Origin of the sequence: Klebsiella sp. OBRC7, assembly GCF_000293135.1 — a bacterium.
GTDB classification, from domain to species: domain Bacteria; phylum Pseudomonadota; class Gammaproteobacteria; order Enterobacterales; family Enterobacteriaceae; genus Klebsiella; species Klebsiella michiganensis.
In genome coordinates, this window is the sequence record NZ_ALNJ01000092.1 from 1 (window position 1) to 15226 (window position 15226).

At 58.5% G+C, this 15226-nt stretch carries 14 protein-coding genes; 8 read left to right on the top strand and 6 right to left on the bottom strand.

The annotated features are described in order from the left end of the window. From HMPREF1144_RS19275 to araD, 6 genes are all read left to right on the top strand, one after another. The coding region (locus HMPREF1144_RS19275) for an SLC13 family permease (RefSeq protein ID WP_042928081.1) at positions 1-351 on the top strand (351 nt) is incomplete at its 5' end. Between the two features lie 11 nt (positions 352-362). Continuing rightward, positions 363-1349, top strand: a complete 987-nt coding sequence (gene yiaO, locus HMPREF1144_RS19280) for a 2,3-diketo-L-gulonate TRAP transporter substrate-binding protein YiaO (RefSeq protein ID WP_009653706.1) — start codon at positions 363-365, stop codon at positions 1347-1349. Positions 1350-1352: 3 nt separating this feature from the next. Next, positions 1353-2849, top strand: coding sequence for an FGGY-family carbohydrate kinase (locus tag HMPREF1144_RS19285; RefSeq protein ID WP_004855422.1), 1497 nt, complete (start codon positions 1353-1355; stop codon positions 2847-2849). Further along, positions 2846-3508, top strand: a complete 663-nt coding sequence (ulaD, locus tag HMPREF1144_RS19290) for a 3-keto-L-gulonate-6-phosphate decarboxylase UlaD (protein ID WP_009653710.1) — start codon at positions 2846-2848, stop codon at positions 3506-3508. The genes HMPREF1144_RS19285 and ulaD overlap by 4 nt, the downstream gene beginning before the upstream one ends. Beyond that, positions 3501-4361: an L-ribulose-5-phosphate 3-epimerase gene (locus HMPREF1144_RS19295; protein ID WP_009653713.1), complete on the top strand. Its 861-nt coding sequence runs from the start codon at positions 3501-3503 to the stop codon at positions 4359-4361. Before ulaD ends, HMPREF1144_RS19295 begins: the two co-directional genes overlap by 8 nt. Continuing rightward, positions 4355-5053, top strand: a complete 699-nt coding sequence (gene araD / locus HMPREF1144_RS19300) for an L-ribulose-5-phosphate 4-epimerase (RefSeq protein WP_004855429.1) — start codon at positions 4355-4357, stop codon at positions 5051-5053. Before HMPREF1144_RS19295 ends, araD begins: the two co-directional genes overlap by 7 nt. 188 nt (positions 5054-5241) lie before the next feature. On the opposite strand, the gene HMPREF1144_RS19305 is transcribed toward araD, so the two are convergent. Continuing rightward, a complete protein-coding gene (locus HMPREF1144_RS19305; RefSeq protein ID WP_042928083.1) occupies positions 5242-6057 on the bottom strand; it encodes a helix-turn-helix domain-containing protein in 816 nt (271 codons plus the stop codon). Positions 6058-6309: 252 nt separating this feature from the next. On the opposite strand from HMPREF1144_RS19305, the gene HMPREF1144_RS19310 reads away from it, so the two are divergent. Both HMPREF1144_RS19310 and HMPREF1144_RS19315 read left to right on the top strand, forming a co-directional pair. Next, complete coding sequence (locus HMPREF1144_RS19310) at positions 6310-7710, top strand: MFS transporter (protein ID WP_004855432.1); 1401 nt, start codon at positions 6310-6312, stop codon at positions 7708-7710. A 10-nt stretch (positions 7711-7720) separates the two neighbouring features. Continuing rightward, the gene (locus tag HMPREF1144_RS19315) at positions 7721-9682 is read left to right on the top strand and encodes a glycoside hydrolase family 127 protein (protein ID WP_009653705.1); all 1962 of its coding nucleotides are present in this window, start codon (positions 7721-7723) and stop codon (positions 9680-9682) included. Positions 9683-9795: 113 nt separating this feature from the next. Here HMPREF1144_RS19315 and selB read toward each other — a convergent pair whose 3' ends face one another. From selB to HMPREF1144_RS19340, 5 genes are all read right to left on the bottom strand, one after another. After that, the gene (gene selB, locus HMPREF1144_RS19320) at positions 9796-11637 is read right to left on the bottom strand and encodes a selenocysteine-specific translation elongation factor (protein WP_009653704.1); all 1842 of its coding nucleotides are present in this window, start codon (positions 11635-11637) and stop codon (positions 9796-9798) included. Further along, positions 11634-13022, bottom strand: a complete 1389-nt coding sequence (gene selA, locus HMPREF1144_RS19325; RefSeq protein WP_009653709.1) for an L-seryl-tRNA(Sec) selenium transferase — start codon at positions 13020-13022, stop codon at positions 11634-11636. Before selA ends, selB begins: the two co-directional genes overlap by 4 nt. Before the next feature lie 95 nt (positions 13023-13117). Further along, complete coding sequence (locus HMPREF1144_RS19330; RefSeq protein ID WP_009653712.1) at positions 13118-13726, bottom strand: glutathione S-transferase; 609 nt, start codon at positions 13724-13726, stop codon at positions 13118-13120. A gap of 91 nt (positions 13727-13817) precedes the next feature. Continuing rightward, positions 13818-14954 carry an HlyD family secretion protein gene (locus HMPREF1144_RS19335; protein ID WP_004855442.1) on the bottom strand — a complete coding sequence of 379 codons (1137 nt, stop codon included), beginning with the start codon at positions 14952-14954 and terminating at the stop codon, positions 13818-13820. Between the two features lie 3 nt (positions 14955-14957). Beyond that, on the bottom strand, positions 14958-15226 hold a 269-nt coding region (locus tag HMPREF1144_RS19340), incomplete at its 5' end, for a DUF3302 domain-containing protein (RefSeq protein WP_042928082.1).

Consider the following 15226-nt stretch of genomic DNA (forward strand, 5'->3'; position numbering starts at 1 on the left):
GACTCTCCGCGACTCTTATTTATCGTCATTATGATCTCAATTATGGTCGTGGGTATGGTGATGGATTTAACGCCAACGGTGCTAATTCTTACCCCCGTATTATTACCGCTGGTTAAAGAAGCAGGCATCGACCCTATTTATTTCGGAGTCATGTTCATCATTAACTGCTCTATAGGGTTAATCACACCGCCGGTCGGTAACGTTCTTAACGTGATATCCGGCGTAGCAAAATTAAAGTTTGATGACGCGGTGAGAGGCGTATTCCCGTACGTTGCCGTCCTGATATCGCTGCTGGTTCTGTTTATTTTTATTCCCGAGCTAATTACCACACCGCTTAAATGGATTAATTAAAGGATAATATTATGAAATTACATGTTATTGCTCGTTCATTATTCATAGCTGGTCTGACAGTTTTCAGCATGTCGTCTCTGGCGGCGCAGTCTTTACGTTTTGGTTATGAAACACCGCAGACTGACTCCCAACATATTGCTGCGAAAAAATTCAACGAATTATTAAAAGAAAAAACCAATGGCGAGTTGGCCTTAAAACTTTTTCCTGACAGCACATTAGGTAACGCACAGGCGATGATCAGCGGGGTGCGTGGCGGAACCATTGATATGGAAATGTCCGGTTCAAACAATTTCACCGGCCTGGCCCCGGTATTCAACTTACTTGATGTTCCATTCCTGTTTCGCGATACCCCACATGCGCATAAAACGCTCGACGGTAAAGTCGGCGATGAACTGAAAAAATCACTCGAGTCAAAAGGACTAAAAGTTCTCGCGTACTGGGAAAATGGCTGGCGTGACGTTACCAACTCCCGTGCGCCGGTAAAAAACCCTGCCGATCTAAAAGGGTTAAAAATTCGTACCAATAACAGCCCAATGAATATCGCGGCTTTTAAAATCTTTGGTGCGAACCCGATTCCGATGCCGTTCTCCGAAGTCTATACCGGGCTGGAAACCCGCACGATTGATGCCCAGGAACATCCTATTAATGTTGTCTGGTCGGCCAAATTCTATGAAGTACAAAAGTACCTTTCTCTGACTCACCACGCTTATTCTCCTTTGCTGCTGGTGATCAATAAAACCAAATTCGATTCTTTAAGCCCGCAGTTTCAGGAAGCGCTGCTAAGTTCCGCCAAAGAAGCCGGCGACTATCAGCGCAAACTGGTCGCCGAAGATCAGCAAAAAATCATCGACGGCATGAAGCAAGCCGGAGTGGAAGTTCTGACCGATATCGATCGTAAAGCCTTTAGCGATGTGCTCGGTAGCCAGGTACGCGATATGTTCCTGAAAGACAGCCCTCAGGGCGCAGATCTCCTGAAAGCCGTTGATGAGGTGCAATAAGTTATGCGCGATTACTGGCTGGGGTTAGACTGCGGCGGAAGCTGGCTGAAAGCCGGATTGTATGACCGTGAAGGCCGGGAGGCAGGCGTAGAGCGCCTGCCGCTGCGCACGCTCAGTCCACAGCCGGGTAGAGCAGAGCGCGACATGTATGCGTTATGGCAACAGTGTGCTGCGGTTATCGCCACATTGCTCTCACGTACCGGCATCGACAATACCCGCATCCGCGGCGTAGGCATCTCAGCGCAAGGCAAGGGTCTGTTTTTACTCGATAAAAATGACAAACCGCTGGGAGCGGCAATCCTCTCATCCGATAGGCGCGCGATGGGCATCATCCATCAATGGCAGCAGGATGGTATTCCGGAACAACTCTACCCCATTACCCGACAAACGTTATGGACCGGGCATCCGGTCTCCCTTTTACGCTGGATGAAAGACAATGAACCTCAGCGCTATGCGCAGATAGGCTGCGTCATGATGACGCATGACTATCTGCGCTGGTGCTTAACCGGCGTGAAAGGCTGCGAGGAGAGCAACATCTCCGAGTCCAACCTCTACAACATGGCCACAGGCCAGTACGACCCGCGCCTGACCGAGTGGCTGGGCATCGGTGAAATCGATAACGCGCTGCCCCCCGTTGTAGGGTCAGCCGAAATTTGCGGGGAGATCACCGCTCAGGCAGCCGCTTTAACCGGTCTGGCGGCGGGTACTCCCGTCGTTGGCGGCCTGTTTGACGTGGTCTCCACCGCCCTTTGCGCCGGGATTGAGGATGAATCGGCCCTCAATGCGGTAATGGGAACCTGGGCGGTTACCAGCGGGATCGCCAACGGTTTGCGCGAGCACGAAGCCCATCCTTATGTCTATGGCCGCTACGTCAATGACGGCCAGTATATCGTTCACGAAGCCAGCCCGACCTCGTCCGGCAACCTCGAATGGTTTACCGCCCAGTGGGGCGATCTCTCGTTTGATGAGATCAATCAGGCCGTTGCCAGCCTGCCGAAAGCCGGGAGCGAACTGTTTTTTCTGCCGTTTCTCTACGGCAGCAACGCCGGGCTGGAGATGACCTGCGGCTTTTACGGCATGCAGGCGCTGCATACCCGCGCGCACCTGCTGCAGGCGGTTTATGAAGGCGTGGTCTTCAGCCATATGACCCATCTCAACCGTATGCGCGAACGCTTTACAAGCGTTCAGGCTCTGCGCGTCACCGGCGGTCCGGCGCACTCCGACGTGTGGATGCAAATGCTGGCGGACGTCAGCGGCTTACGCATTGAACTGCCGCAGGTGGAAGAGACCGGCTGCTTTGGCGCTGCCCTCGCGGCGCGCGTCGGCACCGGCGTATACCGCAGCTTTAGCGAAGCCCGGCGCGCCCGGCAGCACCCGGTACGCACGCTGCTGCCCGATATGACCGCCCACGCGCGCTATCAGCGCAAATACCGCCACTACCTGCATTTGATTGAAGCACTACAGGGCTATCACGTCCGTATTAAGGAGCACGCATTATGAGCCGACCATTACTGCAGCTGGCGCTAGACCACACCAGCCTTCAGGCTGCGCAGCGCGATGTCGCCCTGCTACAGGATCACGTTGATATCGTGGAGGCGGGGACCATCCTCTGTTTGACCGAGGGGCTTAACGCAGTTGCAGCCCTGCGCGCCCAGTGTCCGCAGAAGATCATCGTCGCCGACTGGAAAGTCGCCGACGCCGGTGAAACCCTGGCGCAGCAGGCCTTTGGCGCTGGCGCCAACTGGATGACCGTCATCTGCGCCGCGCCGCTCGCCACGGTCGAGAAAGGCCACGCCGTGGCCCAGGCCTGCGGCGGTGAAATTCAGATGGAGCTGTTCGGCAACTGGACGCTGGATGACGCCCGCGCCTGGTACCGTACCGGCGTCCATCAGGCAATTTACCATCGCGGACGCGATGCCCAGGCCAGCGGACAGCAGTGGGGGGAGGCGGATCTGGCGCGCATGAAAGCGCTCTCCGACATTGGCCTTGAGCTATCGATCACCGGCGGGATTACCCCGGCCGATCTGCCGCTGTTCAAGGATATCAACGTCAAAGCGTTTATTGCCGGGCGCGCACTGGCAGGCGCTGCCCATCCGGCACGGGTTGCCGCCGAATTCCACGCGCAAATCGACGCTATCTGGGGAGAACAGCATGCGTAACCACCCGTTAGGTATTTATGAAAAAGCGCTGGCGAAGGATCTCAGCTGGCCTGAACGGCTGGTGCTGGCCAAAAGCTGCGGTTTTGATTTTGTCGAAATGTCGGTGGACGAGACCGACGAACGCCTTTCGCGCCTGGAGTGGACATCGGCCCAGCGGGCATCGCTGGTGAGCGCGATGCTGGAAACCGGCGTCGCTATTCCCTCAATGTGCCTGTCCGCCCATCGCCGTTTCCCCTTTGGCAGCCGCGACGAGGCGGTACGCGAGCGGGCGCGGGAGATTATGACTAAAGCCATCCGCCTGGCGCGCGATCTGGGGATTCGTACTATTCAGCTGGCGGGTTACGACGTCTATTACGAAGAGCACGATGAAGGCACCCGGCAGCGTTTTGCCGAAGGGCTGGCCTGGGCGGTAGAACAGGCCGCCGCCGCGCAGGTGATGCTGGCGGTGGAGATCATGGATACCGCCTTTATGAACTCCATCAGCAAATGGAAAAAGTGGGACGAGAGGCTTTCGTCACCGTGGTTTACCGTCTATCCGGACGTCGGCAACCTCAGCGCCTGGGGGAACGACGTCACCGCCGAGCTGAAACTGGGTATCGATCGTATCGCCGCCATCCACCTGAAAGACACGCTGCCCGTGACCGACGATAGCCCGGGCCAGTTCCGCGACGTGCCGTTCGGCGAAGGATGCGTCGATTTTGTCGGCATCTTTAAGACGCTGCATGAGCTGAACTACCGCGGTTCGTTTCTGATTGAGATGTGGACGGAGAAGGCCAGCGAACCGGTGCTGGAGATTATCCAGGCCCGGCGCTGGATTGAATCACGGATGCAGGAAGGAGGTTTCACATGTTAGAGCAACTGAAAGCCGAGGTGCTGGCGGCAAACCTGGCGCTCCCGGCGCACCGGCTGGTCACCTTTACCTGGGGCAACGTCAGCGCGGTGGATGAAACGCGCCGTCTGATGGTCATTAAGCCCTCCGGCGTCGAATATGAGGTGATGACCGCCGACGATATGGTGGTCGTAGAGATCGCCAGCGGTAAGGTCGTTGAAGGCGGTAAAAAACCCTCTTCGGATACGCCAACGCATCTGGCGCTTTATCGTCGCTATCCGCAGATCGGCGGGATCGTGCATACCCACTCCCGCCATGCGACGATCTGGTCGCAGGCCGGTCTCGATCTCCCCGCCTGGGGCACCACCCACGCCGACTATTTTTATGGCGCCATCCCCTGCACCCGGCCGATGACCTTTGAGGAGATTAACGGGGAGTATGAGTATCAGACCGGCGAAGTGATTATCAAAACCTTTGAACAGCGCGGTCTGGATCCGGCGCAAATCCCGGCGGTATTAGTCCATTCGCACGGCCCGTTTGCCTGGGGTAAAGATGCGGCCGACGCCGTACATAACGCCGTGGTACTTGAAGAGTGCGCCTATATGGGCCTGTTCTCGCGCCAGCTGGCGCCACAGCTGCCGGATATGCAGTCTGAACTGCTCGATAAACACTACCTGCGTAAACACGGCGCGAATGCCTATTACGGGCAAAACTAACACCGCGGGACTCCCGGATGGCGGCGAACGCCTTATCCGGGCTACCGGCGGTCTGCGGTCCCGTAGCCCGGGCAAGGCGCTTTGCGCCGCCCCCGGGGGAAGCGTGCAGGATGTTGCAGAACTTTCCCGGAGGCGATGCTACGCATCTGTCCGGGCTACGCGTCCCCGGCGGGAAAACCCCCTCAACCCTACGCCGAATTAATATGTTCCTTGCAGTAACGACGCTTCCACGTCGCGGGCGTCAGGCTGGTATGCTTACGGAAAATCTTGCGAAAATAGCCGACGTCGTTAAATCCGCATTTCATCGCCACCTCGGTGAGCGACAGGGAATCGCTGATAAGCAGCTTTTCCGCCGCCCTCACCCGCTGACGGTGCAGCGCTTCGGTTAAGGTCAGCCGGAAAACATGGCGATAAATCCGCCCCAGATAATCGGCGTTGCAGTGCAGCTCCCGCGCCAGCGTGGATGCGGAAAGGGGCAGATGAAACCGGGTACGAATGATTTGCTGCGCTCTCCACGCCAGCGCGTTGCCGGGGCTGTCGGCGGGCTGTTCGCCCGCTGCCGCCGAAACTTGCTGCAGAATCAGCAGCAGGATCAGCTCCAGCGCCACGCTACGATGAATATTTTCCTGCTCGCGTAAGAATTGGCGGAACAACGAAATAATATACTGCGGCTCGCTGACGCGCGCGTGCTGCGGAATCGACAGCAGCGCTTCAGGCAGCGAAACGTTTTCACCGGAGGTCACTTCAAAATGCAGCCAGTAGAATTTTAAATCTGCCGGAAATTGTCCAATTCCGACGTGTAAACGCTGCGGCCAGAGCAATAAACTTTCCCCGGCGTTGACGCTAAAAATCTCGTTGTTTTCGCGGATCGTTAATGTCCCTTTTTCCACAAAGATTATTTCCCAGGAGTGAAGCTGACGAGCCGGATGGCTACCGATGCCTCGGGAAATAAACAACCCACCATTTTGCACCTTAATCGGAAGTGACATGGACAATTCAAGCATAGACATTCAATATTCCGCTTTTAATAGCATTAATAACCCCTGTTACCTTTGATTATTCACGATAAAATAGCCGTCTGCTGGATCGAAATCACATTTTTACCATCAGGTCGGAATCGTCCTCTTTTTATACTTTTTCCTTCCCTTGTTGCCCCCAACATTTAGTGCAGAATAAATAACGTAATTTGCAAATAACACAATTAAAGCCCGCACTTCAGCGGGATATTATTCGCACATCATCTCCGGGAGTTATTTATGACTTCGGCTCCGATTACCACAACTGATTTGGCACAGCGTGCCCAGGACGACAAATTATCCCTTCGGGAAAAAATAGGCTACGGATTGGGCGACGCGGGCGGGACGGTGATTACCTGCCTGATCATGAACTTTTTAACTTTTTTCTATACCGATGTCTTCGGCCTGACGCCCGCGCTGGTCGGGACCCTGTTTCTGGCCCTGCGCGTTTTCGACGCCGTTTCCGACCCGATTATGGGCGTGCTGGCCGACCGTACCCAGAGCCGCTGGGGACGCTTTCGTCCCTGGCAGCTCTGGATTGCCGTGCCGATCGGCGTTATCGGCGTCCTGACGTTTACCGTGCCCGACGCCAGCATGGGGGTAAAAATCGCCTGGGCGTTCGGCACCTATCTGCTGCTGTCGGTGAGTTACACCGCGATAAACGTCCCCTACTGCGCGCTGATCAACACGATGACCACGCGTCATAGCGAGGTTATCTCGTGCCAGGCATGGCGTTTTGTCCTGTGCGGCGTGGCGGGATTCTTAGTCTCCGTTGGGCTGCCGTGGATGGTAAAAGCGCTCGGCCAGGGCGATACCGCACAGGGGTATCAGTACGGCGTCGGCGTACTCTGCGCCATCGCGGTGGCGATGTTCCTGTGCTGCTTCTTCTGGGTTCGCGAACGCGTCTCGCTGGATGTCATGGGGAAATTTACCCTGCGCGAGCACATCGCCGGGCTGCGTAAAAACGACCAGCTGCTGCTGATGCTGGTGATGTCATTTCTGCTCATCAACGTCTTCAATATCCGCGGCGGCGGATACATGTACTTCATCACCTACGTGCTGGGCGGCTCCACCGGCTACACCTCGCTATTCTTCACCATGGTAACCTTCGCCTCGATTGCGGGCTCCGTCATCATCAACCTGCTCTCGCGCCGCTTTGATACCGTCAAACTCTACTACTACACCAACCTGGTGCTGGCCACGCTGGCCGTGGCGATGTGGTTTTTGCCAACCGGGCAGGCGTACCAGACCCTGTGGCTGGTCGTCATTCTCGGCAACGGCATTATTCTCGGCTTTACCCTACCGCTGCACTTTTCGCTGATGGCCTTCTCCGACGACTACGGCGAATGGAAAACCGGCGTGCGTTCTTCCGGGATGAACTTCGCCTTTAACCTGTTCTTTATCAAGCTGGCGTGGGCCTCCAGCGCCGGCATTATCAGCCTCGTGTTTATCTACGTGGCCTATCAGCCGGGCGTGGAAAACCAAACGGCATCATCACTGGCGGGTATCGCCTCCATGGAGACCCTGCTGCCCGCCCTGTTCCATCTGCTGCTGGCCTTTTCCATTCGCGCCTGCAAGCTCAACAATCCGATGATGGCGCGCATCGCCAGCGATCTGCGTACGCGTCATGTTCAGCCTTAAGGAGTCCGTCATGTCTGTTATGGAAGTCGATCTGCACAAACTGAAAATCAACGACCCGTTCCTCGGCCAGTACCAGCAGCTGGTGCGCGATGTGGTGATCCCTTATCAGTGGGATGCGCTTAACGACCGTATCGAGGAGGCGGACCCGAGCCATGCGATAGAGAACTTCCGCATCGCCGCCGGGCGACAGGAGGGCGAATTCTACGGCATGGTCTTTCAGGACAGCGACGTGGCGAAATGGCTGGAGGCGGTGGCCTGGTCGCTATGTCAGAAGCCGGACCCCGGGCTGGAAAAAACCGCCGATGAGGTGATTGAACTGGTCGCAGCCGCCCAGTGTGAAGATGGCTATCTGAATACATATTTCACGGTCAAAGCGCCAGAGGAGCGCTGGACCAACCTCGCCGAATGCCACGAATTGTACTGCGCCGGGCACATGATTGAAGCGGGTGTCGCCTTCTTCCAGGCCACCGGCAAACGTCGTCTGCTGGATGTCGTCTGCCGCCTCGCCGACCACATCGATAGCGTGTTTGGCCCCGGAGATAACCAGCTGCACGGCTACCCTGGCCATCCGGAAATCGAGCTGGCGTTAATGCGCCTGTATGACGTCACTCAGGAGCCGCGCTATATGGCGCTGGTGAAGTACTTCGTTGAGGCGCGCGGAACGCAGCCGCATTTTTACGATATCGAATACGAGAAGCGCGGCAAAACCTCCTACTGGAACACCTACGGTCCGGCGTGGATGGTGATGGATAAACCCTACAGTCAGGCACATCAGCCGATTTCCGAACAGCCGGTCGCCATCGGCCACGCGGTGCGTTTCGTCTATCTGATGACCGGCGTTGCCCACCTCGCCCGTTTAAGTCAGGACGAGGGCAAGCGCCGGGATTGCCTGCGCCTGTGGAAAAATATGGCCCGGCGTCAGCTGTATATCACCGGCGGCATCGGTTCGCAGAGCAGCGGGGAGGCCTTCAGCAGCGACTATGACCTGCCAAACGACACGGTCTATGCCGAAAGCTGTGCTTCCATTGGCCTGATGATGTTTGCCCGCCGGATGCTGGAGATGGAAGCCGACAGCCAATATGCCGACGTGATGGAGCGCGCGCTGTATAACACCGTGCTGGGTGGAATGGCGCTCGACGGCAAGCACTTCTTCTACGTCAATCCGCTGGAAGTGCATCCAAAATCCTTAAAATTCAACCATATTTACGATCACGTTAAGCCCGTCCGTCAGCGCTGGTTCGGCTGCGCCTGCTGCCCGCCGAATATCGCACGGGTGCTGACCTCGCTGGGGCACTATATCTACACGCCGCACGACGACGCCCTGTACATCAACCTGTATATCGGCAACAGCGTGGAGATCCCGGTGGGCAATGAGGCGCTACGCCTGCGCATCAGCGGCAACTATCCGTGGCAGGAACAGGTGAAGATAGTCATCGATTCATCTTCACCGGTTAATCATACCCTGGCGTTGCGTCTGCCGGACTGGTGCGATAAGCCGCAGGTCACGCTCAACGGCGCGCCGGTTACGCAGGACGTGCGCAAAGGGTATCTGCACATCAGCCATCTCTGGCGGGAGGGCGACACGCTACAGTTAACCCTGCCGATGCCGGTGCGCCGCATTTACGGTAACCCGCTGGTGCGCCACCAGGCAGGCCAGGTCGCCGTCCAGCGCGGTCCGCTGGTTTACTGCCTGGAGCAGGCGGATAACGGCGAGCAATTGCATAACCTGCAGCTGCCGCGCGACGCCCGGTTTAGCACTGTCGAAGGCAAAGGGATTTTTGCCCGCAAGATACTTCTCCAGGCGCCGGGTTATAAGCAAACGGCGAAAGATGCCGAAAACCAGGCCCTATGGCACTATGACCGCGCGCCGTCCTCCCGTCAGCCGCAAGTATTAACCTTTATTCCGTGGTTTAGCTGGGCCAACCGCGGCGAAGGGGAGATGCGCATCTGGGTGAACGAAGCGGAAGCGTAAATGTGAGTGTGAGCATTCCCCGGTGGCGCTGCGCTTACCGGGGCGACAAGGTTTGTGCGTTATCGTAGCCCGGGTAAGGCGTTCACGCCGCGACCCGGGACTACCTGCTTATGCTAAAGGAACAATGCCTTATCGCGCAGAATATGGTCATTGCCGCGACGACGGGTAAAGCCGATACGGTCGAAATATTCGAGGATCTGAATCGCCAGCTTGCGCCCGACGTTCAGCGTATCGCGGAAATCCGCCGCGCAGGTTGAGCCCCTTTCCAGATCCAGATCGCGGATCATTTTGGCAAACGCCACAATCCGATCGTTGCGATAGTAGCGATCTTTCACGATCGCGGTAATCATCCCCTGCTGCGCCGCCTGGCGTAATACCGCCCGCATTAACGACTCTTCTACGTTGGCTTCACGCGCCAGATCGCGTACCCACCATGGCTCATCGGCAAACAGCCCGGCAACCCGCTGCCAGATGGCCTGCTGCTCGTCGGTAAAGCCCGCTTTATGCTCCGGCAGATGCAGCCAGCCGTGGTGGCTGTGAACAATGCCGCTTTCGCGCATCTGCTCAATCAACAGCAGCACCAGCGCTTCATCTTCCATCGGCAGCGCAATACGCCGCAGGCGTTCGCGGCCCGGTCCTGGCTCATCGCGATGCTGATCGTGATAGCGCGCCAGGGCATCGAGCAGCTTCCGCTGCCAGCGCGCGGCGAGCGGGGCGCTCAGCAGGCTATTTCCCGCCTGCAGATAGTCAGGGCGCTGAATCAGCGCGTTGAGGCCACCGCGGCTGAGCTGACGCGCCCAGGCGAAATCATCGAGGCGCACCGCATCGCGCTGGAGGTGAATATCCAGCGCCTGGACGTCATCGCCCTGCGCGGCGGCCAGCGCGTGCAGCCACTGCAAATACTCCGGCTTACGCTTGCCCCGGCGCGGCGGATTGAGGGTCACCACTCGCGCACCGGCCAGCGTCAGGCGCGCAGAAATATCGCGCAGCACCAGACGGTCGTTATCCGCCAGCCGCAGCGGCGTATCGAGAACCAGCTCCGCCAGCGCGCCTTCGAGCAGCGACACGCGGCCGGTAATATGGCTGGCGGCGTGGTGGATATGCAGCGGCTGCCACTGGCTAAGCGGCGTATGGCACTGCAGTTCAACGATGACCCGCTCAGAGGCTTCCGGCGGCGGTTCCGCCAGCAGCCAGTCGCCGCGGTTGAGCTCCACTTTTTGCGCATCGCCGGCAATGTTCAGGGCAATGCGCTGGCCGGCCCAGGCCTGCTCAACCGGCTGATTCTGCGCGTGCAGACCGCGCACGCGCATCGGTTTATCCACGCCGGTCAGCCACAGCGTATCGCCAACGTTGACCTCGCCGGATAACGCGGTCCCGGTAACCACCAGCCCCGCGCCTTTGACGGTAAATGCCCGGTCGATGGCCAGGCGAAAGCGCTGATGCTGCGGGTGCGCGCGCGCGGAGAGCTGCAGGAGATGCTCGCGCAGCCCGGCGATACCCAGACCTTCCGTCGCCGCGACGGCAAACAGGGTCGCGCCGGTAAAGCCGAACTCCGCCAGTACCGCCTCGACCTCCGCCTTCACTTCCTCAACCCGCGCCGTTTCTACGCGGTCCGCTTTGGTCAGCGCCACGGTTAACGTCGGCTGCCCGGTAAGCTGGAGGATCGCCAGATGCTCGCGCGTCTGCGCCATCACCCCATCATCGCAGGCCACCACCAGCAGCGCGTGATCGATACCGCCAACGCCGGCCAGCATATTGGACAAAAACTTTTCGTGGCCGGGGACGTCGATAAAACCCAGCACCCGCCCGTCGGACTGCGGCCAGTAGGCGTAGCCGAGGTCGATAGTCATCCCGCGCGCTTTCTCTTCCGGCAGGCGATCGGCGTTGATGCCGGTAATCGCCTGCAGCAGCGTGGTTTTGCCGTGGTCAACGTGTCCGGCGGTGGCAATAATCATCTCAATAACATCTCCATAAACCGGGATTCATCCTCAAGACAGCGCAGGTCCAGCCACAGGCGGCCATCGTAGATCCTGCCAATAACCGGCACGGGCAACTGACGCCAGCGTGCCGCCAGAGCTTCCAGCCGACTGCCGCGCCCATCGCGCGGAGTCAACGTCAACGCCGCGCTGGGCAAGCGGTCCACCGGCAGCGAGCCGCTGCCGATCTGCGACAGGCATGGCTCGACCCGCAGGTCAAAATCAGCATAATGTGCAGCCAGCGCGGCCCGCATGCGCTCGCCCTGCAGGCGGATCTCGTCCGCCTGGCGAGTCAGCAGACGCAGGGTCGGCAGTTCAGCGGCGAGCTTTTCCGGATGCAGATAGAGGCGCAGCGTGGCCTCCAGCGCCGCGAGGGTCATTTTATCCGCCCGCAGGGCGCGCTTAAGCGGATGGCTCTGCAAACGCGCGATCAGCGCTTTTTTACCGACGATAATTCCCGCCTGTGGGCCGCCCAGCAGTTTATCGCCGGAGAAGCTCACCAGGCTGACGCCGGCGGCAATCATCTCCTGCGGCATCGGCTCTTTCGGCAGGCCGTACTGGCTTAAATCCACCAGCGAGCCGCTGCCGAGATCGGCCACCACCGGGATATTCAGTTCGCGGCCAATCTCCGCCAGCGCCGCTTCATCGACCGCTTTAGTAAAGCCCTCGATGCTGTAGTTGCTGGTGTGCACCTTCATCAGCAGGCCGGTATTGTCATTAACGGCCTGGCGATAATCTTTCGCGTGGGTGCGGTTCGTAGTTCCGACCTCATGCAGGACGCAGCCCGCCTGGCGCATCACGTCGGGAATACGGAACGCGCCGCCGATCTCCACCAGCTCGCCGCGCGACACCACCACCTCACTGCCACCGGCGGTTGCCGCCAGCATCAGCAGCACCGCCGCCGCGTTATTGTTGACGATACAGGCGTCTTCCGCGCCGGTGATCTGGCAAAGCAGGTCGGCCAGCGCGCGATCGCGGTGGCCGCGTCCGGCATCGTCAAGATCGTATTCCAGCGTCACCGGCGCGCGCATCGCCTGGGTTACCGCCTCCACCGCCGCTTCCGCCTGAATCGCCCGCCCAAGGTTGGTGTGCAGCACGGTACCGGTCAGGTTGAACACCGGGCGCAGCGCGCTCTGTTGCGTTTGGCTCAAACGACGCGAGGTCTCCATCAGCCACGCTTCGCACCAGCCCGGCAGCGCCTGGTTCAGACGGATATATTCCCGAGCCTCGTCCAGCATCTGACGCAGCAGCGCCACCGTCTGGGAGTGACCATATTGCATCAACAGCGGTGAAAACGCGGGGTCGCGGAGTAAACGGTCGATGGCCGGAAGCCGGGTATAAAGCGCACGAATTTCGCTAGTCATGAATGAACCTATTTTCCCCCCTCCCGACGGGAGAGGGAGTCAACAAATGAGCGGCAATTGTAATACCTCCGCGCAAAAACTGTTACCTGTCTGGGTCAACTCACCGGCGGTTCGGTGCGCGCAAAGCTGGCGCGCTGAAAGAGGGAATCCACCAGCCGAACCAGCTTCGGTCGGGTGGCGCACCAGCCCGGCGCGACGCGGCGGAAATTGAGATAAGCAATGGCGCAGGCGGTCGAAATGGTTGCCAGATTAACCTCATCAGGACGCAACGTGCCGTCACTGGCATACCCTTCCAGCGCATCAAGCCCGCGCGCGATTTTTTCGCGCTGGCGCAGCAGTTCGCTTTCCGACTGCTGGGCCGCCGGGCGCGTTTTCTCCCGTACCAGCGTTTGCGCAGCCTCCATCACGCCATCGGCCAGCGCTTCAATTTGACGCAATTTCAGCGCAGCCTTCGGTGCCGCAGGCAGCATATCCGGCGCGATGCCGAGCAGCTCCAGATATTGCGCAATAATGGGCGAGTCGTACCAGCAGTCACCGTCGTCGGTGACCAGGGCGGGGACTTTTCCCAGCGGATTATACTGCGCCACGCCGTTGGTCTCGTGATAAGGGAATTCGTTGACGAACTCGAAGGGAATCGCTTTTTCCAGCAGTATGACGGAAATTTTGCGCACAAAGGGACTGGTGTAGCTGCCGATCAGTTTCATTGCCTGCTCCTTTCGCCAACAAAGTAGTAAGTATGGCGCAGGCGCAGGCAAATAGCAGAGAGAGAAATCACCTCATGCCGGACTGACCCCGCTAATGGTCCAGATAGAGATAGTGCATCCAGCTGGTCATCCGCAGCAGCACCTTGCGCATCACCGAAACGTGGGTGAAATGATCGGAGTAGACCGCCACCTGGGCGTAAATGCCGTCAGGCAGGGCGTCTACGGCGGCGTCGGGCTCCAGCTCAATGGTCGCCAGCACGCCGTCGGTGCCCGGCGTCACCGTCAACGCCTGCAGCGTGCCCTGCGCCTGGTATGTTCCCCCCGGTACGACTGGCAGGATGCTCACCAGCTTGCCGCGAAAGACCTGTCCCGGCAGGGCGTTGAACACCGCTTCAGCATCGTCGCCCTTCTCCAGCCTGAGCAGCGAATTTTGCCGGAACTGCGCCACAATCAGCCGTTTTTGCTGGGGGATAAAGACCATCACCGGACGCAGCGGCAGCGAGGCGGCATAGGTCCCAGGACGAATTAACACCTGGGTGATATAGCCATCGCTGGGCGCGCGCACGGTCGTCTGATCGAGGTTATATTTCGCCTCCGCCAGCTGCGCGCGCAGGCTTACCACCTGCGACTGTTCGCCGTTTATCATGCTGTCGAGCTGGCTCTGAATTTGCGCCTGCTCCGCCACCGATCCTTTCACCATCGCATCCTGGGCGAGGTAGTTTTGCCGGGCATTATCGATATCGCTTTCCGAAAACGGATTGACCCGCGCCTGGCTTCCTTTCAGGTAGCGCTGATAATCCTTATACAGACGGTCGCGCTCCGCCGAAACGCGCGTGGTGTTGGCCTGAGCCTCAGAAAGCTGGGCTTTAAGGGTATTGATACTGTGCAGCGCGGTAACAAGGTCGGCCTGTAGCCTGTCCACCCGCGCCTGATAACGCACCGGATCGATGGTAAACAGCACCTCGCCCTTTTTAACCCGTTGATTTGCTTTATCCGTGACGCTGCTGACCACCCCGGTAACCTGCGGCGTAATAGGAATAGAAATAACCGCTTTTTGCGCGGTAAAGGTATACGGATGGTTGTAGTTCATTAATAAGATAAGCGCGCTAACAATAAATACGCCGCCCAGCGCCGCGGTGGGAACCGTCCATTTATTTACCGGGATCTTAAATATTTTAAATATCGACCAGGCAATCGCCACATAGGTCAAAATAATCAGCAGATCCATGAGTTATTTCTCCACCGAAGGAGGTTGAGCTGACGGTCTGAGACCGGTTATTTGCTGCTCGAGCGCGATAACCCGCTGGCGCAGTTCGCTGATGTCGTCCCCCTCTTCCGCCGCCTCAGACGGCGTCTCGTCCCGCCGATGCTGCATGCCCCAGCCGCGTTCTGGCCGGTAAAGCGTGGCCCAGATCCATAAAAACGGCCAGATGACGTGCAGCGTAAAAAGGCTCACCCAGCCCGCGACGTGAATCGCATCGGCATGCGGGTGATTACGTT